General features: G+C 76.2%; 24 protein-coding genes. 11 read left to right on the forward strand and 13 right to left on the reverse strand.

Annotation, left to right across the window (positions count from 1 at the left end):
• Window positions 1–316 (reverse strand): hypothetical protein (locus PH191_RS25300; protein WP_274197399.1); only part of this gene is annotated, 316 nt, incomplete at its 3' end.
• Window positions 317–818: 502 nt separating this feature from the next.
• On the opposite strand from PH191_RS25300, the gene PH191_RS25305 reads away from it, so the two are divergent.
• The 3 genes from PH191_RS25305 to PH191_RS25315 all read left to right on the forward strand — a co-directional run bounded on the left by PH191_RS25305 (window position 819) and on the right by PH191_RS25315 (window position 2,824).
• Window positions 819–1,481 carry a hypothetical protein gene (locus PH191_RS25305; RefSeq protein WP_274197400.1) on the forward strand — a complete coding sequence of 221 codons (663 nt, stop codon included), beginning with the start codon at window positions 819–821 and terminating at the stop codon, window positions 1,479–1,481.
• Between the two features lies 1 nt (window position 1,482).
• Window positions 1,483–2,151 carry a class F sortase gene (locus tag PH191_RS25310; RefSeq protein ID WP_274197401.1) on the forward strand — a complete coding sequence of 223 codons (669 nt, stop codon included), beginning with the start codon at window positions 1,483–1,485 and terminating at the stop codon, window positions 2,149–2,151.
• Window positions 2,152–2,212: 61 nt separating this feature from the next.
• Entirely contained in the window at window positions 2,213–2,824 is a 612-nt protein-coding gene (locus PH191_RS25315) for a sortase domain-containing protein (RefSeq protein WP_274197402.1), read from the forward strand.
• A gap of 112 nt (window positions 2,825–2,936) precedes the next feature.
• On the opposite strand, the gene PH191_RS25320 is transcribed toward PH191_RS25315, so the two are convergent.
• On the reverse strand, window positions 2,937–3,398 hold the full coding sequence (locus tag PH191_RS25320) for a glycosyltransferase (protein WP_274197403.1): 462 nt from the start codon (window positions 3,396–3,398) through the stop codon (window positions 2,937–2,939).
• 151 nt (window positions 3,399–3,549) lie between these two features.
• On the opposite strand from PH191_RS25320, the gene PH191_RS25325 reads away from it, so the two are divergent.
• From PH191_RS25325 to PH191_RS25335, 3 genes are all read left to right on the forward strand, one after another.
• A complete protein-coding gene (locus PH191_RS25325; protein ID WP_274197404.1) occupies window positions 3,550–4,389 on the forward strand; it encodes an alpha/beta fold hydrolase in 840 nt (279 codons plus the stop codon).
• A gap of 20 nt (window positions 4,390–4,409) precedes the next feature.
• On the forward strand, window positions 4,410–4,937 hold the full coding sequence (locus PH191_RS25330) for a dihydrofolate reductase family protein (RefSeq protein ID WP_274197405.1): 528 nt from the start codon (window positions 4,410–4,412) through the stop codon (window positions 4,935–4,937).
• A gap of 115 nt (window positions 4,938–5,052) precedes the next feature.
• Complete coding sequence (locus tag PH191_RS25335; RefSeq protein ID WP_274197406.1) at window positions 5,053–6,453, forward strand: S1C family serine protease; 1,401 nt, start codon at window positions 5,053–5,055, stop codon at window positions 6,451–6,453.
• Between the two features lie 109 nt (window positions 6,454–6,562).
• On the opposite strand, the gene PH191_RS25340 is transcribed toward PH191_RS25335, so the two are convergent.
• A complete protein-coding gene (locus tag PH191_RS25340) occupies window positions 6,563–7,927 on the reverse strand; it encodes an LCP family protein (protein WP_274197407.1) in 1,365 nt (454 codons plus the stop codon).
• A gap of 279 nt (window positions 7,928–8,206) precedes the next feature.
• Between PH191_RS25340 and PH191_RS25345 the strand changes: the two genes are divergently transcribed.
• Window positions 8,207–8,368, forward strand: coding sequence for a hypothetical protein (locus PH191_RS25345; RefSeq protein WP_274197408.1), 162 nt, complete (start codon window positions 8,207–8,209; stop codon window positions 8,366–8,368).
• 64 nt (window positions 8,369–8,432) lie between these two features.
• On the opposite strand, the gene PH191_RS25350 is transcribed toward PH191_RS25345, so the two are convergent.
• The gene (locus tag PH191_RS25350; protein WP_274197409.1) at window positions 8,433–9,704 is read right to left on the reverse strand and encodes an MFS transporter; all 1,272 of its coding nucleotides are present in this window, start codon (window positions 9,702–9,704) and stop codon (window positions 8,433–8,435) included.
• A gap of 121 nt (window positions 9,705–9,825) precedes the next feature.
• Between PH191_RS25350 and PH191_RS25355 the strand changes: the two genes are divergently transcribed.
• Window positions 9,826–10,080 carry a hypothetical protein gene (locus PH191_RS25355; protein ID WP_274192426.1) on the forward strand — a complete coding sequence of 85 codons (255 nt, stop codon included), beginning with the start codon at window positions 9,826–9,828 and terminating at the stop codon, window positions 10,078–10,080.
• Between the two features lie 35 nt (window positions 10,081–10,115).
• Here the strand turns inward: PH191_RS25355 and PH191_RS25360 are convergent, their stop codons facing one another.
• On the reverse strand, window positions 10,116–10,478 hold the full coding sequence (locus PH191_RS25360) for a DUF2795 domain-containing protein (RefSeq protein ID WP_274197410.1): 363 nt from the start codon (window positions 10,476–10,478) through the stop codon (window positions 10,116–10,118).
• Window positions 10,479–10,626: 148 nt separating this feature from the next.
• Here PH191_RS25360 and PH191_RS25365 point away from each other — a divergent pair, with 148 nt between their 5' ends.
• Window positions 10,627–11,118, forward strand: a complete 492-nt coding sequence (locus tag PH191_RS25365) for a hotdog fold domain-containing protein (protein WP_274197411.1) — start codon at window positions 10,627–10,629, stop codon at window positions 11,116–11,118.
• A 49-nt stretch (window positions 11,119–11,167) separates the two neighbouring features.
• Window positions 11,168–12,622 carry a type VII secretion protein EccB gene (eccB, locus tag PH191_RS25370; protein WP_274197412.1) on the forward strand — a complete coding sequence of 485 codons (1,455 nt, stop codon included), beginning with the start codon at window positions 11,168–11,170 and terminating at the stop codon, window positions 12,620–12,622.
• Between the two features lie 43 nt (window positions 12,623–12,665).
• On the opposite strand, the gene PH191_RS25375 is transcribed toward eccB, so the two are convergent.
• The 4 genes from PH191_RS25375 to PH191_RS25390 form a co-directional block, all read right to left on the reverse strand.
• A complete protein-coding gene (locus PH191_RS25375; protein ID WP_274197413.1) occupies window positions 12,666–14,066 on the reverse strand; it encodes a serine/threonine-protein kinase in 1,401 nt (466 codons plus the stop codon).
• A gap of 235 nt (window positions 14,067–14,301) precedes the next feature.
• Window positions 14,302–16,662, reverse strand: coding sequence for a HelD family protein (locus PH191_RS25380; RefSeq protein ID WP_337994102.1), 2,361 nt, complete (start codon window positions 16,660–16,662; stop codon window positions 14,302–14,304).
• A 270-nt stretch (window positions 16,663–16,932) separates the two neighbouring features.
• Window positions 16,933–17,997, reverse strand: a complete 1,065-nt coding sequence (locus PH191_RS25385) for an MBL fold metallo-hydrolase (RefSeq protein WP_274197415.1) — start codon at window positions 17,995–17,997, stop codon at window positions 16,933–16,935.
• Window positions 17,994–18,650, reverse strand: coding sequence for a pyridoxamine 5'-phosphate oxidase family protein (locus tag PH191_RS25390; RefSeq protein WP_337994099.1), 657 nt, complete (start codon window positions 18,648–18,650; stop codon window positions 17,994–17,996). Before PH191_RS25390 ends, PH191_RS25385 begins: the two co-directional genes overlap by 4 nt.
• Before the next feature lie 642 nt (window positions 18,651–19,292).
• Here PH191_RS25390 and PH191_RS25395 point away from each other — a divergent pair.
• Window positions 19,293–20,048, forward strand: a complete 756-nt coding sequence (locus PH191_RS25395) for a hypothetical protein (RefSeq protein WP_274197417.1) — start codon at window positions 19,293–19,295, stop codon at window positions 20,046–20,048.
• An 86-nt stretch (window positions 20,049–20,134) separates the two neighbouring features.
• On the opposite strand, the gene mihF is transcribed toward PH191_RS25395, so the two are convergent.
• From mihF to PH191_RS25415, 4 genes are all read right to left on the reverse strand, one after another.
• Window positions 20,135–20,446, reverse strand: a complete 312-nt coding sequence (mihF, locus tag PH191_RS25400; protein ID WP_274188370.1) for an integration host factor, actinobacterial type — start codon at window positions 20,444–20,446, stop codon at window positions 20,135–20,137.
• 316 nt (window positions 20,447–20,762) lie between these two features.
• Window positions 20,763–21,398, reverse strand: a complete 636-nt coding sequence (locus PH191_RS25405) for a class I SAM-dependent methyltransferase (protein ID WP_274197418.1) — start codon at window positions 21,396–21,398, stop codon at window positions 20,763–20,765.
• A complete protein-coding gene (locus tag PH191_RS25410) occupies window positions 21,388–22,314 on the reverse strand; it encodes a 1-acyl-sn-glycerol-3-phosphate acyltransferase (RefSeq protein ID WP_274197419.1) in 927 nt (308 codons plus the stop codon). Before PH191_RS25410 ends, PH191_RS25405 begins: the two co-directional genes overlap by 11 nt.
• The gene (locus tag PH191_RS25415; protein WP_274197420.1) at window positions 22,311–23,222 is read right to left on the reverse strand and encodes a GNAT family N-acetyltransferase; all 912 of its coding nucleotides are present in this window, start codon (window positions 23,220–23,222) and stop codon (window positions 22,311–22,313) included. Before PH191_RS25415 ends, PH191_RS25410 begins: the two co-directional genes overlap by 4 nt.
• Between the last annotated feature and the right edge of the window lie 48 nt (window positions 23,223–23,270).

Genomic DNA, 23,270 nt, shown 5'->3' on the forward strand with positions numbered 1-23,270 from the left:
CGGTCGTCGTCCCGTCGGTCGTCGTCCCGTCGGTCGTCGTCCCGTCGGTCGTCGTCCCGTCGGTCGTCGTCCCGTCGGTCGTCGTCCCGTCGGTCGTCGTCCCGTCGGTCGTCGTCCCGTCGGTCGTGGCGGGGCCGGTGCCGTCGTCGCACGTCAGGGTGGCCGGGTCCCAGTCGCCGTTCGCGGCGAGGCACCCCTCCGCCGTCGACACACCCGGGATCTCAGCCGCGAGCGCGAGCCCCGGAGCGATCACCGCCAGTCCTACGCAGCCGGCCAGCACGACCGCGGCGCTGCGGCTGCTCCGTCGACCCTTCATCGGTACTCCCCTTCAGTGCGCTCGCGGCCGAGTGCGTTCGACCGTTCGCTCTACGCGTCGCACGGAGGGTCACGCTCATTACCCGTTCTTCGAGATCTCCCCTCGAGCACGCCACAGATCCACTCGAATGGCTGACGCAGCGGGGTCGTCGGCACCTCGCCCAGAGGTCTCGGCACGCGGATCGACCGCTTGGCCTCGGCGGATGAGAGCGGCCCCCACACCTCCGCCTCGCGGGCGGACGGTCCCGCGGAGGCCTCGCACGATCCCGTGGAGATCCGGATCGCAGGACGGGGAGCGCCTCCGGAACGGATCGGGCCGGTCACGCTCTGTCGTCAGAATTGTCGGGTCCCCCGAGGCGGACGGGAACCGTCTCGACGCCGCGGGCCTCCGGACTACCTACTGGCGCGTACCCAACCTGCGGCTCCGGCGTTACAACGATCGGGGGAGTCGCCGCGAGTCGACGACCTCGATCACGTCGGGACGAAACGAATCGGGTCGGGACATGGCGAACGGACGTCGGCGCGCGGTCAGCGCGCTGGTCGGGTTGATGGCGGCGGGCATGATCTCCTCGGCGGGGATCGCCGCGGCGGACTCCCCGATCGACATCTCGGACCCGGGCGGCAGCATCGGTGACGTGGTCGGGGGCATCATCGACAGCCTCTCCGGCGCGCTCGGGGGCAACGGCTCGCTCCCGGAGATCCCGGAGCTGCCGCTGCCGGGCACCGGGACGACGACCACCACGTCGCCGACGACCTCGTCGTCCTCGCGCCCCACCACCGAGACGGAGACCCACACCGTCACGCTGCCGCCCGTGGTCTACGGGCCCGGCAGCACGTACTACCACTATGTCCCGCCGGTGCGCTCGGCGTTCGACCTCGACTGCTGGGACTTCGCCGACACCGCGGACGCCCAGGCCGTCCTCGTCGCCGACCCGTCGGACCCGAACAACCTCGACGGGGACAACGACGGCCAGGCCTGCGACTGGGGCGTCGGCGGGCCCCGGCACTACACCGGCTACCCCGTGGGCGGCATCGCGGCCGGCGACGGGTCGGACTCCGGTCCCACGCCGGGTCAGGTGATCTTCCTGGCGATCGCCGGCATCGGCGCCGGCGCGGGCGTCGTGCGGGGCCGCCAGATCGTCGTCGCGAAGCGCGAGGCCGTCTGACGTGGCCGCCCCCGAGGCGCCGCCCGAGGGCCCGTCGCGCGGTGGCGGGCTCCTGGACAAGCTGACCGGGCGCGTCACCGCGCTCGTCCTCGTCGTGCTCGCCGTCGGCGTGCTCGTGGCGTTCCTCAACTCCGACGAGGAGGACGAGGGACCGCGGAGCCGGTCGGTGCCGGTGGCCGAACGGGTGTCGGTGCCGACGCCCCTGGCGCCGGCGCAGATCACCGGCGTCGACGCGCCCTCGATCGGCCTGGCGGCCGCCGACACCACGACCCTGGGTCTGCGCGACGACAACTCCCTCGACGTCCCCCGCAGCGCGACGACCGTGGGCTGGTACGAGCGCAGCGCCGTCCCCGGGCAGGCCGGGCCGTCCGTGCTCGCCGCCCACGTCAACTTCCGTGGCGAGCCGGGCGCCTTCGCCCGTCTCGGGGAGATGCGGCCGGGCGAGGCGGTCGAGGTGCACCGCGACGACGACACCACGGCCGTCTTCACCGTCGACCGCGTCGAGCGCTACGCGAAGGACGCCTTCCCCACCGAGGCCGTCTACGGCCCGACCGACGACGGCCAGATCCGGCTGATCACCTGCGGCGGGGTGTTCGACGAGCGCACCCGCAGCTACGAGGACAACATCGTCGTCTTCGGCCACCTCACCGGCGCCTACCGCCCGGCCTGATCCGGCCCGGCGGGGCGCGTCGTCCGGGGTGCACCCCCTTCGTGGGTGCATCCTCGACGACGTGTCCGGCCGTCTCGTCGCCTTCGTGCTCGCGCTGCTGGCCGTCGGCGTCTTGGTGGCGGCCGTCGGCGGCGGTGGCGGCGGCCCGGAGGAGACGCGCACGGCGGCCCTGGCGCCCGGGGAGCGCGCGCCGGTCCCCGTCCCCCTGCCGGAGGCGGAGGTGACCGGCATGGACGCCCCCTCGATCGGCCTGTCCACCGAGGAGACCACCGACCTGGGCCGCAACGCCGACGACTCCCTCGAGGTGCCGCGGGACGCCGAGACCGTGGGCTGGTACGACGAGAGCGCGAGCCCCGGCGCCGTCGGGCCCACCGTGCTCGCGGCCCACGTCAACCTCGACGGCGAGCAGGGCGCGTTCTTCCGGCTCGGACGGATGCCCGCCGGGGCGACCGTCGAGGTGCACCGCGACGACGACACCACCGCCGTGTTCGTCATCGACCGCGTCGAGCGCTACGCGAAGTACACCTTCCCCACCGAGGCCGTCTACGGGCCGACCCCGGACAGCCAGATCCGGCTGATCACCTGCGGCGGGGTGTTCGACCACACCGCCCAGACCTACGAGGAGAACATCGTCGCCTTCGGCCACCTCACCGCGGCGTACCGGACGGGCTGAGCCCGGGCAGCCGGGCGAGGGCCGCGCGAACCCGGGGGGAGGGTCCGCACGACCCCCGCGATAACCGGCCGAGCCGGTGGTCGAGGGTCCTCGAGTGCGGCGCGAGGCACGTTCAGGACATCGGTGCTCCCAGGTCGTACACAGTGCGCCCTCCGACGTCGATCGGCGTGAAGTGAGCCTGGACCCAGGTACGGATTTGAGCACTGGCACCCCGGACGTCCCGTTCGCCGAGGCGTCCGGCGTCCTGGTCACCGGTTCGTGGGCCGTTGCCGCCGCCGGGAACGCCGCCCTCCACGTAGTAGCGCACCTGCCCGGACGCGGCGTCGGCCTGGAACTCGGCCGCGTCGGCGACGGCGAGCGTCGCGTCGGTGCTCGCGTTGTCCGCGACCGTGACCCGGAACGGGTAGGGCAGCGCGTCGGTGAGGTGGCGGTGCAGACGCCGGACACAGGGGCCCAGGTCGCGCTCCTCGTCGAACACGGGGACGACGACGTCGAGGACGGCGGTCCCGGTGGCCTCGACGGGCTCTCGATGAGCGCGGGAGGACGGGGTGGGGAGCGCGGTGGCTGCGGTCATGATCGCAGCGTCGGGCGCGTCCGTGGACGAGCCGTGTGCCGACGCTGTGCCCGAGCTGTGCGTGCGAGCTGGGCGACCGGTTGCGGTTGACAACCGGCCGCGATGTCCGATTCAGTACCGGTTGCACTTCGCAACCGGAAGGAGCGACGCCGTGCTCATCGACGTCGACGAGGACGTGCAGCTCGACGCGGAGGTGCTCGGCGACGCCGACGCGCCTGCGGTGCTGCTCATCGCCGGCACCGGGTGGTCGCGCGACTGGTGGGACGACGACCTGTGCGCCCGCCTGGTCGCCCGCGGACGCCGGGTGATCCGCTACGACCACCGCGACACCGGCGGCTCGACGTCCTGGCCGGCGGGCGCACCGGGGTACACCGGGCGCGAGCTCTTCACCGACGCGGTCGCCGTGCTCGACGCGTTCGGAGTCGACCGCGCGCACGTCGTCGGGCTCTCGCTGGGCGGCGGCATCGCCCAGGAGCTCGGCCTCGAGCACCGCGACCGCGTGTCCGCGCTGACCCTCGTCGCGACCACGGCGATCGGCCCGACGGTCGGCGAGCTGCCCGGCGCCACGCCGGAGATGCGGGCCGTGTTCGCCGACAGCGGTCCCGACCCGGATTGGTCGGACCCCGCGGCGGCGGTGACGGCGCTGGTCGAGGGCGAGCGGCCCTTCGCCGGTCCGGACGCCTTCGACGAGGAACGCATGCGAGCGATCGCCGAGCGCGTCGTCGCCCGCAGCCGCGACCTCGCCGCGAGCACCACCAACCACGTCGTCATGGACCTCGGTCCGACCGGCCCGACGGCGATGGCGGAGCTCGCCGGCCTGCCGGTGCTGGTCGTCCACGGCACCGCCGACCCGCTGTTCCCCGTCGCCCACGGTCGCGCCCTCGCCGCAGCCATCCCGGGCGCCCGCCTGCTGGAGATCGAGGGCATGGGCCACCAGCTGCCGCCGGAGCCCGCGTGGGACCGGCTCGTCACGGCCATGCTCGACGACTGAGACCCCCGGAGGACCCCTCGATGGCCAAGTTGATCTACTCGGCGACCGCCTCGCTCGACGGCTTCATCGCCGGCCCGGGCGGTGACATGTCCTGGCTGACCGAGCACATCGGCGGCGAGGACCCGACGGCCGACCGCGTGCTCGCCCGCACCGGCGCGATCCTCGTCGGGCGCGTCACCTTCGGCGGCGACGACCCGAACGCGGGCACCGACGCCGAGGGCGCGTTCGGCGGGCAGTACGACGGCCCCGTCGTCGTGCTCACCCACCGGCCTCCGGAGCACCCTCCCGCCGGCGTCGAGTTCGCCACCGACCTGCCCACGGCCGTCGAGCGGGCGAAGGCCCTCGCCGGCGACCGGGACGTCAACATCCTCGGCGCGGACGTCGCCGCCCAGTGCCTCGACGCCGGGCTGCTGGACGAGGTGCTGATGTTCTTCGCCCCCGTGCTCCTCGGCGACGGCACCCCGATCTTCCGGCGCCCGGGCGGGATGCAGGTGCGCCTCGAGCGCCTGCCGGGCGAGACCGAGCACTGGTACCGCGTGGTGCGCTGACCCCGTCCCCTTCCTCCCGGCCGTCCCGTTCACCCCTCTTCCTCGCGGCCTTCTCTCAGCAAGTCCGCAGGTCGGGCGCAGGGTGGGCACAGGACGCGGGCCGACCCTGGAGCACGTGAGCGACACGAGCCCCTCCTCCCCCACCGACCCGTCGGCACGCCCTGCGGGCGGCACCGGCACCGGCACCATGCCCCCGGGCCCCGCCGGGGAGCGACCCGGCGGCTACCCGACCGCGCCGCCCGGTTCCGGCCTCCCGGCCGGCGGCCGGCCCGGCTACCCCGGCCAGCCCGGCGACCCCTGGTCCCGTCACGACGTCCCGACCGGCCCGCCCGGACCCCCGCCCACGACGCCCGGCCCGTCGATGCCGCCGCCCGGTCCGCCGCGCCGCCGGCGTCCGGTCGCCCTCGTCGCGGGTGCCCTGGCCGCGATGCTCGTGGCCGGCGGCGTCGGGGGCGCGGTCGGCTACGAGGCCGCGTCGTCGAACGACGGCACGAGCTCCGTGCTCTCGTCGGCGCCGTCGGGCTCCGGCACCGCGCCGTCGTCGCCGGCCCCGGCCGGCTCGGTGGAGCAGGTCGCCGACACCGTCCTGCCGAGCGTCGTGCAGCTCGAGGGCCCGTCGGGCGAGGGCTCGGGCGTGGTCATCTCCGCCGACGGCCTGATCCTCACCAACGCCCACGTCCTCGAGGCCGGGCAGGCCGCCCAGCAGCAGTCACCGCTCGGCGGCGGCGCCCCGGAGGCCGGCGGCGCCACCGGCGCGCCCCAGGGCCTGAGCGCGGTGTTCCAGAACGGCAACCGCGCGCCCGTGCAGGTGGTGGGCACCGACCCGAGCGCCGACCTCGCCGTCGTGCGCGCCCAGGGCGTCTCCGGTCTGACCCCGGCCACGCTCGGCGACTCGTCGCAGCTGCGCGTCGGCCAGGAGGTCGTCGCCGTCGGCTCGCCGCTCGGGCTGTCCGGCACCGTGACCACCGGCATCGTCAGCGCCCTCCAGCGCCCCGTCGCCAGCGGCGGTGCGCAGAGCGGCCAGGCCACCGTCCTCGATGCGATCCAGACCGACGCGGCGATCAACCCCGGCAACTCCGGCGGTGCGCTCGTCGACATGCAGGGCCGCGTCGTCGGCATCACGTCCGCGATCGCGTCGCTGGGCCAGTCGCAGGGCGGCCAGTCCGGCTCGATCGGCCTCGGCTTCGCCATCCCCGTCGACCAGGCCGCGCGCATCGGCAACGAGCTGGTCTCGCAGGGCTTCGCGAACCGCGCCGTGCTCGGCGTCGGCGTCTCCGAGGGCACCGACGGCGCCGTGCTCGGTCAGATCACGCCGGGCGGGCCCGCCGCGGCCGCCGGCCTGAGGCAGGGCGACGTCGTGACCCGGCTCGACGACCGCGTCATCCCCGACGCCGACAGCCTCGTCGCGGCCATCCGCTCGCAGCAGCCGGGCGCCCAGGTGACCCTGACGGTCACCTCCCCCGGCGGCGAGCCCCGCCCGGTGCCCGTGGCGCTCGGCTCCGAGCGCGCGAGCTGACACCCGCCACCTCACCCCGCCCGTCCGGACAGAACGAAGGGCGCCCTCGCTGCTACCGCCGCAGCGGAGGCGCCCTTCGTTCGTCCGGGGCAGGTCGCCGACGGACGCGTCAGTTGATGCAGCCGGGCGCCGCGGCCGTGATCGGCGGGGTGGGCGACACCGGCATGGCCGGACGCGCCGAGCTGCTGCTCGAGTCCTCGGAGCTCTCGGGGTCGTCCGAGTCGTTCGAGGACTCCGACTGCTCGTCGTCCGACGACGACGCGTCGTCCTCCGAGGAGAGCCGGTCGAGACCCGCGCTCACCGAGGCGTCGGAGACACCGGCGGTGACCGGGGGTGCGAGCGCGGCCTGGGCCGCCGGGTTGCCGGCGTCGGCGGCGATCGCGATGCCGACGAAGTCCCGGACCTCGTTCGGATCGACCTCCACGGCCGTGCCGTCCGACGACGTGCTCAGCTCCGCGGAGCCGGTCGGGATCGTGCGGAACGTGACCGCGCCGGCGGAGAGGCCCTGCATCTGGCGGGCGAAGCCGAGCACGTCCCACCCGGCGTCGAGCGTGACCGAGCGCGAGACCGCCTCGGAGATCCGCGCGAGAGCGAAGGGGTCGGCGAGGGTGTTGGTCGAGAGCAACGTCTCGGTGGCGCCCGCGAGGAACACCTGCTGGCGCGCGATGCGGTCGAGGTCGCCGTTCGGCAGGCCGTGGCGCTGGCGGACGAACGCGAGCGCCTGCGAGCCGCCGACCTCCTGCGGGCCGGCCGGCAGCGACAGGCCGGTGTACGAGTCCCGGGCCGGTGCGCGTAGGCACACCGGGACGCCGCCGATCGCGGTGCTGATGTCGGCGAAGCCCGCGAGGTTCACCGCGGCGAAGTGCGAGATCGGCAGGCCGGTCAGCTGCTGGACGGCCCCGATCGTGGCGCGGGCACCGGCGGCGGACGCGGCGCGCACCACCGCGGGGTCGTTGGGCGAGAGCGGCGCGGCGGCCTCGGCGGCGAAGAGGCTCGTGCTGCCGGTCGGCCCCGAGCCGGTCATGGCGTCGGTCGCCTGCGCCGCGGCCCGCGACCACGCCGAATTGATCTTGTGTCGACCGAGGCCCTGCCCCAGGTCGACGTAGGAGTCGCGTGGCACCGAGATCGCGGTGGCGCGGCCACCGCCGGCGGGCACGTGCACGACGGTCAGCGAGTCGGCCGTCCCGCCCCCGGAATCGCTCGCGCCCGCGTTGAGCGCGGCCAGGATGTCGCCGGGCAGCTGGTTGCCCTGCGCGTCGGTGCGGGTGTCGAGACCGACGAGCAGGATGTTCTGCTCGCCCGTCGCCGCGGGCTCGGGCGTGTCGATGACGGCCGCGGAGGGTGTGGATCGATCCAGTGCGCGCAGCTGCGTCCACCCGAAGGCGGAAGCGAGGAGGACGGCCACCGACAGGACGCCCAGGGCGAGACGTGCGAGGAAACGCACGCGCCGCGAGCGCAGGAAGGGGCCGACCACAGGAACAGCGTTCCCCCTTCTCGGCCCGGCGTCACCTCTCAGTGCAGGGCATCTCAAAGATCGCCACTCGTTGGAGCAGCGCGTGCGGTCCGCGTGAGATCCGACGGCTTGTTCACCGCCGACGCACGAGCTCGCCCCACGGGACCGACACGACGGGGACGCCGAGTCGCTGTCGAGACGGTCTGACGACCGCGTTGCGCGTGCCTCGAGGAGCCCCCGCTCCCGCATCCTTCACCCGGGCGGGTCGCCACGCCCGGCGCCCCGTCCTCGGGCGCGGGCGTGTCACCGACCGCTGACCGCCTCGGACACCCGCTGGGCGGAGGGCCCGGAGGCGGCGAGGACGGCGTCGGCACCCGGATCGGCGAGTGGGTCGCCGCGCACGCCACGGCGACGGACGTCGGCGGCACGACCGTCGACGACCGCACGCAGCCGGCGAGCTGACCCCGACGCCGCGTCGTGATCAGCGGGTGGCCAGCGGGCTCCGGGCTGGCCACGAGGCCCGTGGTCACCCGCTGATCACGGGCCGCGCCTCGTCGAGGGGATGGGCGAGCTCGTCGGGCCCCAGCCGGCCGACGACGAGGGCCACGGCCCCGAAGAGCAGCGGCACCAGGCCCGCGGCGAGGAACACCGGCGTCAGGCCGGCCACCACGCTGACGGGTCCGGCGAGGGCCATCGACACGGGCATGAAGGCGAGCGAGACGAAGAAGTCGAGGCTCGTCACGCGCCCGAGCAGGGCCGGCGGGACGCGGCGCTGCAGCAACGTCCCCCAGATCACCTGCGGGGCGCTGAACAGCCCGCCCAGCACGAACCCGGCGACGACCATCGGCCAGAGCGTCGTCGCGACGCCGAAGACGACCATCGGCACGCAGGCCACCGACCACAGCACGATCATCACCGTCAGGTAGCGGCGCGGGAGGCGCAGCGACGCGACGACGATCGACGCGATCGCCCCGCCCGCGCCGAACGCGAGCAGCACGAGCGAGTGCCCGCCGGGGCCGGCGCCGGCGCGCTCGATGATCGCGAACGGGACGAGCACCTCGAGCGGCCCGAGGACGAGGAGGATCATCAGCGACGCGAACACCAGCGTCACGAGCAGCCAGCGCGTCCCCACCATGTAGCGGAAGCCCTCGACGAGGTCGCGGACGACCGCCCGCACCGGGTGTCCGGTGGCCTCCGTGGTGAGGTCGCGGCGCAGGGCCCGCGCGGGCAGCGCCAGGGCCGCGACGAGCCCCGCGACGCAGGTGACCGCCGTGGCCGCGAGCGCCGCCGCGGGCGACCAGACGGCCACGAGGACACCGGCGAGCGCGGGGCCCGCGCCCTGCAGCAGCACCGGGCGCACCACGCCCTCGAAGCCGTTGACGGCGAGGAGCTCGTCGGCGTCGACCATCGCCGGCACGAGTGCCGAGTACGCGGGGAAGAACAGGCCCATCGACAGGCCGATCACCGCCGCGACGGCGACGAGCAGCGGCACCGACAGGGCACCGAGCGCCGAGAGGCCGGCAACCAGCCCGATCGACACGGCGAGCATCGCCAGGACGCCGACGAGGATCCACTTCTGCGGCACCCGGTCGGCGAGGACACCGCCCAGCAGCGCGATGACGATCACGCCCAGCGCGAGCGCGCCGGAGACCAGCGAGAGCTCCACGGGACCGCCGCCGAGCTCGACCACCTGCCAGACGACGGCGAGCGTCCACAGACCCTCGGCCAGCACCGAGAGCGCGAGCGCCGTGGCGAGACGCCGGTAGGCGGAGCGGCGCAACGGACGCAGCGCGCGCATCGGGATCGACCTCCTGATCGTGGCGGGCACGGCGACGGTAGGGCGTGCACCGGGGTCGAGGTCCACCGCTCTCCGCAGCGTGACGTTGTGCCGTGCGGCGCAGGCGAGTAGACCCTCACGCGTGCGCAAGCAGCGGTGGATCGCCGAGGTCGGCCAGGAGAACGCGACGTTCCTCGCGACCCGCAGCCGGACGGCGGTGCTCGCCTCGGAGTACCGGCCCCGCGATCTCGGGGACGGCACGGTCGCCTACGACGAGCGCTCGCTCGGCGCCGCCCGCGAGCTCTCCGAGGAAGAGGAGGGCGCGATCACCGACGACGGCGAGGGCCTGCGCGTCTGGGTGGGCGACGACGCCTTCGACCTCGAGGAGCAGGGCTGACCCACGGCCCTCGTCGTTCGGGCGGCCGAGAGCCGTCAGGCCACCGGCGCGGAGGGCACGGAGCGCCGGCCGACGGCGTGCTGCGGCCGGGACCCGACCGGCACGCGACGCGGGGCGACGCGCGGCGTCGGGGGTGGCCCGGCCTGGCCGACCTCGGCCACGGGGCGCCCGGAGAGCACGGCGGCGAGGACGGCCGCCACCTCGCGCAGCGAGTGGTAGCGGCGCTGCGGGAGGCGCTCGAGGAGGCTGCGCGTGGTGGTGTCGACGCCGTAGAGGTCGCCGACCGTGAGCACCTGCCAGCGCTGCGCGGGGAACGTCAGGTCACCGAGCACCGCCGCGAGGCGTTCGGCGATCCCGGCGGCCGGGGGCGATGAGGGGCTGTCGGGACGAGTGCTCATCGGGTCCTCCCGGCGGGAGCGCAGGGTCGCGCACGCAGTTCCTTCCCCGAACGACCGTTCGTCAATCCACCACTCAGCGGTGCGTCGATGATCGTCCGGACGCCATCGACTCCCCCGACCCTTGCTACCGCCGGGTAACATCCGCGCCGTGAGCACTCCGAGCGTGCTGGGCGCCTGGCATCGATTCTCCGGCTCGTGGCCGGGCCGCCTGCTGGTCAGCGCGGCCGTCTGGGTCCGCGCGCCGTACTTCCTCACCGCCGCGCCGGTGATCCGGCACCTCGAGCCGGGGCGCGCGGAGGTGTCGCTGCGCAACTGGTGGCTGGTGCACAACCACCTCGGCACCGTGCACGCCATCGCCTCCTGCAACCTCGCCGAGTACGCCATGGGCGTGCTGGCCGAGGCGACCGTGCCGCCGTCGCACCGCTGGATCCCGCGCGGCATGAACGTGCAGTACCTCGCGAAGGCCGAGACCGACCTCCTCGCCGTCGCCACCTTCCCGTCGCCACCCGCGTTCTCCGACGCGCGTGAGGACGTCGACGTCGAGGTCACCCTCGCCGACGCCGCCGGCACCGAGGTCGTCCGCGCGACGATCACGCTGCGGATCTCCCCGCGTCCCGCGCGCGCCGCCGTCGCGGCCTGAGCCGAAGGGGTCACCCGGCGCCGCCGGTCGTGCCACGATCCGCGGCGAGATGCCCCCGCCGACGACGACCTCCGACCAGGTCCACGCCTACCGCTTCGGGCTCCGCCGCCTGCAGTCCGCGCTGGTCCGGCGCCAGGCCGTGCCCGGCGTCGACCCGCTGCGCGCGCAGCACCGGGCGACGCTCGCCGGGGTGCTGATCGCCGTGCTGGCGCTCGGGGTGGCCGCGGTGTGGGGCCTCCTGGACCGGCCCGCCGACTGGCGCACCGCCGGCGTCGTCGTGGCGGAGGGCTCCGGGGCGCTCTACGTCGTCGTGCACGGGCCCGACCGGCTGGTCCCCGTGCCCAACCTCGCCTCGGCGCGGCTCGTGCTGGCCGGCCTCGCCGCGGCGGGCGGGCCCGCGGGGAACCCGGAGCCGGTCGAGGTCGCCGAGTCCGACCTCGCCACCGCCCCCCGCGAGCGCGGGGTCGGCATCGTCGACGCGCCGCCGCTGCCGCCGGCCGGGGCGCCGGTGCCACCGGTCTGGTCGGTGTGCGACACCGGCAGCCCCCGGCCCGGCGCGGCGCGCCCGTGGGAGCAGCCGCGCGTGTGGACGACGGTGCTCGCCGGCCCCACGGCGCCGGGCCAGGCCCTGGGACCCGAGCGCGGCCTCCTGCTGCGCGACCGCTTCGACGGGACCTGGCTGGTGCACGACGGCGTGCGCTCCCGCCTCGATCTGCGCGACCCGGCGGTGGTGGTGGCCTTCGACCTCGAGGGCCAGCTCCCCCGCCCGGTGAGCACCAGCCTGCTCAACACGCTCACCGAGGGGCCGGCGATCGTCGCGCCGGCGATCGCGGGGCGGGGCGAGGTCCCGCCGGGCGGTCCCCTGGTCGGCGAGCCGGTGGGCGGTGTCGTCCGCCTCGTCGGCCCCGGCACCCCGGACCGCTGGTACGTCGTGCAGCGCGAGGGCGTGCAGGAGGTGCCCGAGGTCGTCGCCCGTCTCGTGCGTCTCTCGGACGCCGACCCGGCACGGGCGGCCGCTCCGGTGCCCGTCGTCTCCCCCGGCCAGCTCCGCCCGCTCGCGACCGCCCGCGGGATCGCCGTGAGCGCCTACCCCGACCCGGTGCCCCGCGCCGTGCCGATGGCCGAGGCCCCCACCACCTGCGCGAGCGCCGACGGCGCCGGTGCCGTGGTGCTCACGGTCGGCGCCGAGCCGCCCGCCACCGCGGTGCCGCCGACCACCCTCGCCCAGGCCGACGGCTCCGGCGACCGGGTCGACGCCGTGGCGCTCCCCGGCGGCGGGGTCACCGTGCGGGCGGTGCCCGCCGGCCGCCCCGACGCACCGGGCAGCCCGACCGTCGTCTCGGGGGCCGGGACGACCTCGGCCGTGCCCGACCCGGAGACCGCCGCCGCGCTGGGCCTCGGCGAGGCCTTCCCGCCCGCGCCGGGCGCGGTGGTCGGCCTGCTGCCGGTGGGCCCGGTGCTCTCGATCACCGACGCGCTGACCCCGCTGCCCGCCGGGGGCTAGTCAGGGCCGGTCAGGAGCTGGCCAGGAGCTCGTCAGCAGCCGGTCAGGGCTGGCGGCGCTGCAGGGTCGTCGTCGTGGTCGTGACCTCCGACGGTTCATCGACCACCGGCGGCGGGACGATCACCGGAGGACGCACGACAGTCGTGGTGGTCGTCGTGGTCGTGGTGGTGGTCGTCGTCCGGCGCGGCGTGGTGGTGGTGCGCCGGGTGCGCGGCGCGGTGGCCGCCTCGGTCTCGTCCTGCGTCGTCGTCGTGACCTGCGGGACCACCGGCAGCGGCGGCGGGGGCGGCGCCAGGGTGGCCGAGGGCACCGGCGGGAGCGGCTGGTCGTCGGAGAGCACGGCGTAGGCGACCGCCGAGCCGGCGACCAGCAGCGTCGCCGCCGCGGCCGCGATCACGGCGGCCACCCGGCGGCGTCGGCGGCCGGGACGGGCCAGCGGCGAGGCGCCGGTGGCCTCGAGCTCGGGCGCGCGGGCCTCGGTCGCGGGGCCGACGGCCATCGCCGGCGTGCCCACCACGCCCGTCGGGGCGCTCATGAGCACCGGCGACAGGACCGTCTCGGCCTCCATGCCGACCTCGCGGGAGACACCGCGCAGGGCGGCGACGGTCTCCTCGGCGGTCGGGCGGTCGACGGGCTCGTCGGCGGTCATCGCCGTCAGCAGGACCTCGAGGCCGGGCGGGAGACCGGGCGGCACCACGGGACGGCGGTGCAGGCGGGCGACGGCAGCCTCGAGGGCGTTGCCCGGGTACTCGCGGCGCCCGGTGAGGCACTCGATGAGCACCAGGCCCAGCGCGTAGATGTCGACGGCGCCGTCGATCGGCTCGCCGCGGACCTGCTCGGGGCTCAGGTACGACGCGGTGCCGATGACCATGCCGGCGGCGGTGACGGGCGCGGCGTCGTGGACGGCGGCGATCCCGAAGTCGGAGAGGTGGGCGCGGCCCTCGGCGTCGAGCAGCACGTTGCCGGGCTTGACGTCGCGGTGCACCACCCCGCGGCGGTGCACGTAGGCCAGCGCGTCGGCAAGGGCGGCGCCCAGCGCGACGACGTCGACGACCGGGAGCGGCCCCGACCGGATCCGCTGCGCCAGCGTGTCGCCCTCGATGAGCTGCATGACGAAGTACGCGCGGCCGTCCTCGTCGCCGACGTCGTAGACCGTCACGAGCCCGGGGTGCGAGAGCCCGGCGAGGGTGAGCACCTCGCGCCGGTGGCGGGCCTCCTGGCCCTCCTCGATGTCGCCGATCTTCTCCGCGGGATCGGCGGGATCGCCCGGGGAGGCGTTCTCCGCGACGACCGAGCCGGCGGCGTTGAACATCTTGATGGCCACGTCGCGGCCGAGGAGCTCGTCGCGGGCCCGGAACACGTCCGCGGCGCCGCCGCGGCCGATGAGGTCGCCGACCGTGTAGCGGCCGCCCACCGTCGCGGGTGGGCCGGTATCGGTGCTCACTGCCGGCCCTCCCTCCCGGTCCGCGGCCTCCCGATGTGCCGCCTCTGGGCCTCGATCATCCCGTACGACCGGGTCCCTCGTCTGCGTGACCTCCCGGGCGGCGCGTCGCCCGAACGGCGGGTTGCCCCGCGGCGTGCCGCCGCGTCTCGGCGACGCCGCGGGGGCGACGACCGCGCCCGGCCCACCTGGGTCCTTCGAACCCCACGGGGCTGGTGTTACCTGATCGGGTGGGCCGTCACTCCCACTCGAGGCGGTCGAGCACCGTCGGCAACGGGCCCGGATGCACCACGACCAGGGAACGTGTGGCCCGGGTGAGGGCCACGTACAGATCGTTGAGACCGCGCGGGGAGTCGTCCGTCACGCCGGTCGGGTCGACGAGGACCACCGCGTCGAACTCGAGGCCCTTGGCGTCGGCGACCTCGGAGACGACGACCTCGGCCGCGAGGTCGACGGCCGGATCGGTGTCGCCGGCCCCCGTCGGCCCGGCGTCCACCCCGAGGGCGGCGGCCAGCGCGTCCACGCGGCCGGCGGGCGCGAGCACCGCGACGCGGCCCGCCCCCTCGGCGTCGACGACCGCCTCGCGGGCCTTGCGGGCCTGCGCGACCACGGCGTCGACCAGGCCGGCCTCGTCGGTGGCGACCGCCCGGGGCGCGACGCCCGACTCGCGGACCGACTCCGGGGGCTTCGCCGACGGGTCGATCGCGGCCAGCACGTCGGCGGCGACCGCCATGATCTCGGCCGGCGTGCGGTAGTTGACGGTGAGCACCTCGCGGCGCCAGCGCTTCGCGACGTACGGCGAGAGCACGTCGCCCCACGACGACGCCCCGGCCCGCGCCCCGGTCTGCGCGACGTCGCCGACCAGCGTCATCGACCGGCTGGGGCAGCGGCGCATCAGGACCCGCCACGCCATCGGCGAGAGCTCCTGGGCCTCGTCGACGATCACGTGGCCGAACGTCCAGGTGCGGTCGTCGGCGGCGCGCTCGGCCGCCGAGGCGTAGGTGGCCTCGCGGGTGCGGTCGGCGAGCACGCTGGCGTCGACGACGTCGGTGGGACGCAGCAGCTCGGGGTCCCAGTCCTCCTCCATCGCGAGGATCTCCAGGACGCCGGCCGCGTAGGCCTCGTCGGCCTCCCGCTTGCGTTCCTCGGCCTCACGGGCGGCGGTGTCGTCCTCCCCGAGGAGCTCCGCGACCTCGTCGAGCAGCACCGCGTCCGCCGGGCTCCACCAGGCGCCGTCGAACGGGTCGGCCGGCGGTGCGTCGCGGGCGAGCAGGTCGCGGTCGGCGTCGCGCCAGCCGCGTGTGGCCGCGCGCAGGCGCTGGGGGGAGGTCCACAGGTCGGCGAGCAGCTGCGGCGGGCTGAGCGTGGGCCACAGGCCGTCGAGCGCGGCGCGCAGGTCGGGGTCGGCGCGCAGCCCGGCCCGGACGTCGGCGAGGTCGCCGCGGTCGAGCAGGTTCGACCGGCCATCGAGGTCGCGGCCCACGCGGTCGACCTCGCGCCGGGCGAGCTGGTCGGTGATCTCCCGGATGAACGTCCGCTTCGCGTCGTTGTGCGGGCGCCGGGTGCGCCGGGCGCGGGTTCGGGCCTGGGCGACGAGGTCGCGGTCGAGCACCACGGGCTCGCCGTCGACGACGAGCTGGATCGGCCGCCGCGGCAGCTCCTGGCGGTCGCGCACCGCGGTGGAGAGCACCTTGGTCATGTCGGCGTGGCCCTTGAGCGCCGCCGCCCGGGCCGGCTCGGCGCGGCGGGCGGCGAGGCCGGGGTAGAGCTCGCCGACCGTCGAGAGCAGCACGCTCGTCTCACCGAGGGAGGGCAGGACCTGCTCGATGTAGCGCAGGAACGTCGGGTTGGGCCCGACCACGAGCACGCCGCGGCGGGCCAACTGGCGGCGGTGGGTGTAGAGCAGGTAGGCCGCCCGGTGCAGGGCGACGGCCGTCTTGCCGGTGCCGGGGCCGCCCTCGACCACGACGACGCCGTTGGCGCTGGAGCGGATGACCCGGTCCTGCTCGCCCTGGATCGTCGCGACGATGTCGCCCATCCGCCCGGTGCGCCCGGCCGACAGCGCCGCGAGCAGCACCGCCTCGCCGGTCAGCCCGGTGCGCTGGGTGGTGGCCCCGACGCGCGCGGCCTCCTCGAGGTCGAGGATCTCGTCGTCGACCGCGGTGACGCGCCGGCTGCGCGACCGGATGTGGCGCCGACGGCGCACGCCGTCGGGCGAGGCGGCGGTCGCCGTGTAGTACGGCCGGGCCGCGGGCGCGCGCCAGTCGATCAGCAGCGGCTCGTAGTCGTGGTCCTCGTCGAGCAGCCCGAGACGCCCGACGTAGAGGACGTCCTGGTCCGTGCCGTCGCCGCCCTCGGCGTCGGGGTCGCCGATGCCGTCGGCGGGCGGGGGCGGCGGGCGGTCCGGGTCGAGGTCGAGCCGCCCGAAGCACAGGCCGTTCTCGACCGCGGAGAGCGTCGCGAGCTGCTCGGAGTACATCTGCGCGGCCGCGTCGCGCTCGGAGACGGCCTGCGGCGTGCCCGTCGTCTCGTCACGCAGCACCCGCGCGAGCAGGCCGGCGGTCTCGGCGCGGCGGTCGTCGAGCTTGCCGTAGAGCATCGACACGTAGGGCTGCTCGGCTGCCACGGGATCGGCTGCCACGGGATCGGCTGCCACGGGATCGGCTGCCACGGGATCGGCCACCGGGCCGGTCCCCTCGTGTGTGTCACGAGGGGAGGTGTCGGCAGCGGACGAGGACGTTCGGGTCACGCAGGCCTTCTCCAGCTCCGAGGTCCGGCGTCGTTGTGCCGGGACGACCATCCACCGTAGCGCCGCACCCCGGCACCGCGCCGCCGCACCGGCACCCGGGACCTGTCCGGGAGATGACCGTCAGGCCGAGACGTGGTGGTTGACGCCGGTGTCCGCGTCGGTCGTGCGGTGCACCCGACCCTGCGCGACGAGGACCTCGAGGTGCGCGTCGGTCTCCAGCACCGCGAGCATGCGGTTGAACGTCTCCATGTCGTCGAGGTGGTACTCGCGACGCGTCCAGCGGATGGCGCCGGCGACCTCGAGGGCGGTGGACCCGCCGGCCACGACCGCCGCGGCGATCTCGTCGAGGCGCTTGTCGTGGTGGGCGACCAGCTCGTCGACGCGCTCGTGGACGCTCGGCGCCACGGGGCCGTGGGCGGGCAGCAGCAGCCGGTCCGGCTCGGCGCGCAGGGCCGCGAGCGAGGTCAGGAAGCGGGTGAGCGCGCCCGGCCGCGCGGCGGGCTCGAAGCCGATCGACGGCGTGATGTGCGGCAGGACGTGGTCGCCGGCGAAGAGCATCCCCGCGTCCGCCGTGGTCTCGTCGACGAACACCACGTGCCCGCGGGTGTGCCCCGGGGTCTCGCGGACGACGAGCGAGCGGCCGCCGGCCGCCAGCTCCTGCCCGTCGGCGAGCCACTCGTCAGGGTCGGCGAAGTCGTCGGCCGGCGGCGCCTCGGCCGCCGCGACCCACCTCCGGACCTCGGTCGCGAGGTCGTGGGCCCCCGCCCGGTCCAGCCCGGCGGTCTGGGCGTCCAGCCCGTCCTCGCGGTGGTGGATGACGTCCAGCGAGTCGCGCTCCCCGGCGCCGAGCGCCACGCGGGCGCCGTGCTCGCGGCGCAGCGCGACGGCCTGGCTGTAGTGGTCGCGGTGCACGTGCGTGACGAGGAAGCGCCGCACGTCGCCCGTCGCGAGACCGAGCTCGCCGAGCAGGCGGCCGAGGACGTCGCGCGAGGCGTCGATCGCCCAGCCCCCGTCGACGAGGGTCAGCTCGGCGCCGTCCCCCCGGGCGCTGCCGTCCTCGGGGACGAGCAGGTAGACGTTGACCGCCCGCAGCGCGTCGGTGGGCAACGGCAGCGGCAGGCGGTGGACGCCGGGAACGACCGTCTCGAGCTCGGGCCTGCTCCAGGCGTGCCGATCGGAGATCACTCCCCGGATGGTGCCCCTGCCCCGGCGCGCACCGTCTCGCGGGGGTCGGCCTGCGCCGCGTCGATCTCCACCTGGGAGGCCGCGGCGGCCTTGCGGGCCGCGGCGACGCCGAAGTGGTCGCCGCCCTTGCGGCGCACGTCGTCGGTGCCCCAGGCCCGCCGGTCGTCGACCGGCACCATCCGCGGGATGTGCTTGCGGCAGTGAATGTAGGCCTCCTCGACGGTGACCTCCACCCACACGCTGGCGCGACGTCCCGGCACGGTCTCCACCGGGAGATCGGGGTGCTCGCGGCGCAGCTCCTCGTCCTCCACCAGCCGGGCCGCGCCGTTGACGTGCAGCCCGATCAGCTCGTCGGTGAAGTCGATCATCATGAGCCCGACGTGCGGGTTCTCGGTGATGTTGCCGAGGCTCGCCATGACGCCGTTGCCGCGGTACTCCGGCCACGCGACGCGCCGGTCGTCGAGCACCCGCAGGAACCCGGGCGGGCCCGCGCGCAGCGTCGAGTCGCACTCGCCGTGGGCGTCCGCCGTCGCGACGAAGGCCATCGTCATGCGGGCGATGAACTCCTGCATGGAGGGCACGAGGCGGTCGCTCATCTGGTCGGAGAGGAACCGCTCGGCACGCGCCCCGGTGCCCATCGCGTCCTGCAGCACGTGCTCACCGGCGGAGCCGGGACGTTCGGGATGGGGATCGTGATGATCGGGGAGTGGGAAGTCCCGGTCGCTCATCGACGCCTCTCCGCGGACCCGGCGGGCACCGGGACCGCCGTGGTCGCCGCGGCGTCCTGACGGGGCGGGAGGCCCCGACGCGGACCCGCGTCGGTCGGGGGATGCTCCCGATGCAACCGGTTCGTCCGGGCGCTGTCGAGGCGTGGGGCGATGCGATCCTCACTGTGACCGCCCGTCTGACGACCCTTCGCGACGGGTTCTCGTCCGAAAGGCCGCACTTGACTATGATGTGCGTCACTTCGTGACCGGACCGAGACCTCGCCGCACTGTGGGCGTGACCGAGGGTCGGCGGTCCTGAACAGGGAGTACGCGGCCGGTGCGCGGCCCTCGAACGGGTGACCCGGCGGGGTCGGGGGGCTTCCCGGGGCTCCTAGTGTGGGCGCTGTCCGGATGCTCGTGCAGCTGCCGGACCCGCGCTCGTCCCGCCCTGGCCCGTCCGGCGAGCGTGGCCCCCGAACCAAGCGTGGACGGGCCTTCAACGCTGTCGCGTCGGACTCCCCACCGGCGACACGGCACCTGGTTCGCTCCCCCCTGACCAGGTCGAACGGCGACGCGACGGAGACGCGCATGTCCCGACACCGTGCGGCGACCGCCCGAGCGGCGGCACCTCTCCCTGCTCCGGCGGCCCCCACCGACCGGACCGACCTCGACCTCGTGCCCCGCCAGGGCTTCGGCGAGCAGCACCCGTCGGGGCCCCTGCCCCGGGCCGGGCGCTCGCGCTCCGAGCGTCGCCCCGGCGCCCGCACCGGGGAGACGCGGATCCCGCAGCCGCCTCCGGACCCGGCGCGCGTCGACCCGCCCACCTCGCCCCTCGACCTCGCGGCCATCGCCCTGGCCGCCGCGAGCGTGCGCCAGGCCGGGCTCCCGCCGACGGGCTCGTCGCCCGCGGCCACCGGCGGGGTCGCGGTGCCGCGAACCGCGGCCGACCGCCGCCCGGACGCCGGACCGACGACGGGCGGCACGCCGCGCCCCGCGTTCCCGGCGGCCGTGCCGAGCGCCCTCGCGCCGCCCACCCCGTCGCACCCGGTCGAGGCCGTGGGTCGCCGCGACCTCGGTCGGCGCCGCGTCACGCTGCCCACCCGCACCGCAGGCGCGCTGGCCCTGGTCGGCGCCCTCGCGGGCGGCGGGGTCGCGGTGGTCGGCGGCGGCGCCGTGCTCGCGGCCGACCGCACGCCCACGACGGGCGAAATCCGGACGCCGGACGTCGCCGAGGCCGCCGCGGCCGCCGCGGTGCGGTCCTCGGAGTCGGGATCGGAGGACGGCGACGGCGGGCGACACCGGGGCGCGGCGCCGGACGACACCGCGTCCTCCGGCGGCTACTGACACCACACAGACGACCGGGGCGGTCGGTGGTCCGGATTCCCGGACCACCGGCCGCCCCGGTGTCGTTCGTGCCTGGCTCGCGTGCTCTAGCCGAGCGCGCTGACCAGCGCCTCGCGCTGACGGGATCCGAGGCCGGCGACGCGCCGGTCCTCGGGGATGCCGGCCTGCTCGAGCACGGCGGAGGCCTTGGCCGGGCCGTAGCCCGGGAGCGCCCGCACGAGCTGCGAGACCTTGGTCTTGCCGGCGATCGGGTCGCTCTTGCCGCGGTCGAGCACCGCGGGGATCGTCTCGTCGCCGCTCTTGATGCCGGCGAGGAGGGCGGAGCGGGCCTGGCGGGCCTCGCGCGACTTGGCCTGGGCGGCCTCGCGCTGCTCGGGGGTCAACGTCGGGAGGGCCATCGCGGTGTCTCCCCTCTCTGTGGTGCGTGTCGTCACGGGGGACCCGCGACGTCGGTCGGACCGGTCGCACCGACGGTCACACGGACGGTCGGTCGGCACCGCGCGCCACGCCGCGGCCTCGCCGCGAACCGGTCGCCCGGGCCGATGGTTGCGGGACGGTACACCAACCTCACGGGCACCCCGCCCCTGACCTGGGCGGATCGCGAGCCGCCCGTCGCCGGGGCCCCTGAGTGAGCGGTGTCGTCACCCTCTGGCGCCCCACTGGGACTCAGCTTCACCGCCGGGATCTCACCGCCGGGATCTCACCGTCGGGATCTCACCGTCGCGGACGGCACGCCCGGTGGACGACGGCCGGGGGCAGGTTGCGCCACACCACGGACGAGGTCTCCACCTGTTCGAAGCACTCGCCGAGCTCGGCACGCAGGGCACGCGCCGGCGCGGCCCAGGACGTCGCGCAGTAGGCGAACTGCACGAGGACGCCGTCGTCGGCCAGCGCGCGGGCGATGCCGGGCACCAGCGAGTCCTCGCGACCCGGATGCATCGCCGACCAGCCGAGGCCGCTGACCACCACGTCGGCCCCGGCGATGCCCCGCAGCGCGAGCAGGGCCGGCAGCTCCGCGACGTCGGCGGGCACGACCTCGACGTGGGCGAAGCGCTCGGCGAGGCGGTGCGCGAGCACCGGGTTGATCTCCACCGCGAGCTGGCGTCCCCGTCCCGCCAGGCGGTGGGCGAGCAGGCCCGTGAACGCTCCGCTGCCCGCGCCGAGCTCGACCACCACCGGCGCCGGGCGGGCGCCCCGCAGGGCCGCGTCGGCCATCGCGCGGGCGAGCGCGCTGCTGCTCGGCCACACCGACGCCGTGGCCAGCGGGGCGCGCGCGAACTGCGCGGCGAACACCGCCCGGTCGGCCAGGGAGGCCTCGCGCGGGGCGTCGGCCGGGGGGTCAGGCGGCATGCTCGAGCTCCGGGAGTCGCATGGTTCCCGCAGCCGGGCGCGCAGCGGCGGGGTGGCCCCCGTGGTCGGCGGGCAGGGCCGCCGCGATCGCCGCCGCCGAGGCCCGGGCGAGCGTGCGGCGGGCGTCGGCGCGGGCGGGACCGGTGGGAACCGCGCGGGTGTCGAGGGCCGGCCGGACGTCGACGTCGACGACGAGGTCGCGGGCCGCGAGGACCCGCAGCAGCGACGACGCGAGGGTGTCGTCGCCGACGAAGGCGGCCGTGGCGTCGGCGGGCCCCTCGCCGTGGCGCCGGTAGCGCACGGCCACCGGCACCACGGGCGCGCCGACGTCGTGGGCGGCCTGGAAGGCGGCCGGGCGGAACGGGCCGAGGTCGCGGCCGCAGCGGGTGGTGCCCTCGGCGAACACGCCGACCGTGGCGCCGGCGCGCAGGGCCGCGGCGAGGCCGGCGACGGCGTCGGGCAGCGTCCGCAGCCGGTCGCGGTCGAGGAAGACCGTGCCGGCACTCGCCGCCATGACACCGAGCAGCGGCCAGCCGCGGACCTCGCGCTTGGCGAGCATCCGGACCGGGGCCACGGCGTGCAGGGCCATGACGTCGAGCCAGGAGACGTGGTTGGCGACGACGAGCGCCCCGGGCGGCGCGGCCGGGCCGCTACGGCGCACGCGGACCCCGCACGCGGCGAGCACCGCACCCGTCCAGACGGTCTGCACCCGCGCCAGGGCCGCCGGCCCGAGCAGGGGCAGCACGACGGCCACGGCGAGGCCCGCGAGCAGCACGGCGACGAGCGCGACGGAGCGGACGGTCAGCCGGGCGAGGCGGCGGGCGCGGTGCCCGCCGTGCAGGGCCTCGGGGACCGGCAGGCAGCCCGGGTCGCAGGGCGAGGTGGGCACGTAGGGATGGGCCCGCCCGCCCGTCACACGCCCTCCCCGAACAGGTGGCGCCGCCAGCGCGGGTCGATCGCGGGCTCGTCGAGCAGGATGAACAGGTCGGCGACCCCGAAGTCCGGGTCCAGCGCCGGCGGCCCGCCGATCTCGGCGCCGAGGCGCAGGTAGCCGCGCAGCAGGGGCGGGAGCGCGGCACGGGCGGCCCGTCCGGCGCCGGGCGCGTCCGGGTCGTACGGCCCGACCGGGGCCTCGCGCCACGGGCGCACCCGCCGCGGCGCCGGCGCCAGGTGGCGCGACGCGACCGTCGACCACACCCCGCCGGGCAGGGCGCCCTGCGGGGTCAGCGGGACGCTGGCGCAGCCGACGACCCAGCGGCGGCCGGTGAGCATCATGTAGCGCCCGATCCCCGCCCAGACCAGCGAGAGCACGACGCCGTGGCGGTGGTCGGGGTGCACACAGGAGCGGCCGACCTCGACGATCTCGGGGCGCAGGGGGTCGAGGGCGGAGAGGTCGAACTCGGTGTCGGAGTAGAGGCCGCCCGCCGCCCGGGCGCCCTCGGGGGTGAGCATCCGGTAGGTCCCGACGATCGCGCCGGAGGCGTCCTCGCGGACCACGAGGTGGTCGCAGTGCTCGTCGAACGCGTCGGCGTCGCGGCCCTGGGCGGCGGCCGCGACGGCCACCGGGTCGGTGGTGGACGGGCGCGCCCCCTGCTCCCCGGCGAACACGGCGTGGCGCAGCCGCTGGGCGGCGAGGACGTGGTCGGGATCGCGGGTCAGCAGCAGGCTGTAGCGCCCGGCCGCCTCGGCGGGGGCGACCTCCCCGCGGTCGACCGCCGGCGTGGGCCCGGTGGGCGGGAGGGTGGACGTGGCGACGGGACCGTGCTCGTCGTGGCTCTCGGGGGCGGGTCCGGTCGACCGCGCCAGCACCTGGGAAGTGGCCATGGGCCGGTGTCTACGGGCCGAGATCGCCCGGGGGCCCACCCCGGCGTG

Origin of the sequence: Actinomycetospora callitridis (assembly GCF_028737265.1) — a bacterium.
GTDB classification, from domain to species: domain Bacteria; phylum Actinomycetota; class Actinomycetes; order Mycobacteriales; family Pseudonocardiaceae; genus Actinomycetospora; species Actinomycetospora callitridis.

What these genes read in the sequence shown, in the direction of transcription:
- PH191_RS25305 (WP_274197400.1), top strand. Translation starts at nt 819, where the DNA reads ATGGCGAACGGACGTCGGCGCGCGGTCAGCGCGCTGGTCGGGTTGATG.
- PH191_RS25320 (WP_274197403.1), bottom strand. Translation starts at nt 3,398, where the DNA reads ATGACCGCAGCCACCGCGCTCCCCACCCCGTCCTCCCGCGCTCATCGA.
- PH191_RS25330 (WP_274197405.1), top strand. Translation starts at nt 4,410, where the DNA reads ATGGCCAAGTTGATCTACTCGGCGACCGCCTCGCTCGACGGCTTCATC.
- PH191_RS25350 (WP_274197409.1), bottom strand. Translation starts at nt 9,704, where the DNA reads ATGCGCGCGCTGCGTCCGTTGCGCCGCTCCGCCTACCGGCGTCTCGCC.
- PH191_RS25360 (WP_274197410.1), bottom strand. Translation starts at nt 10,478, where the DNA reads ATGAGCACTCGTCCCGACAGCCCCTCATCGCCCCCGGCCGCCGGGATC.
- eccB (WP_274197412.1), top strand. Translation starts at nt 11,168, where the DNA reads ATGCCCCCGCCGACGACGACCTCCGACCAGGTCCACGCCTACCGCTTC.
- PH191_RS25380 (WP_337994102.1), bottom strand. Translation starts at nt 16,662, where the DNA reads ATGCTCTACGGCAAGCTCGACGACCGCCGCGCCGAGACCGCCGGCCTG.
- PH191_RS25395 (WP_274197417.1), top strand. Translation starts at nt 19,293, where the DNA reads ATGTCCCGACACCGTGCGGCGACCGCCCGAGCGGCGGCACCTCTCCCT.
- mihF (WP_274188370.1), bottom strand. Translation starts at nt 20,446, where the DNA reads ATGGCCCTCCCGACGTTGACCCCCGAGCAGCGCGAGGCCGCCCAGGCC.
- PH191_RS25405 (WP_274197418.1), bottom strand. Translation starts at nt 21,398, where the DNA reads ATGCCGCCTGACCCCCCGGCCGACGCCCCGCGCGAGGCCTCCCTGGCC.
- PH191_RS25415 (WP_274197420.1), bottom strand. Translation starts at nt 23,222, where the DNA reads ATGGCCACTTCCCAGGTGCTGGCGCGGTCGACCGGACCCGCCCCCGAG.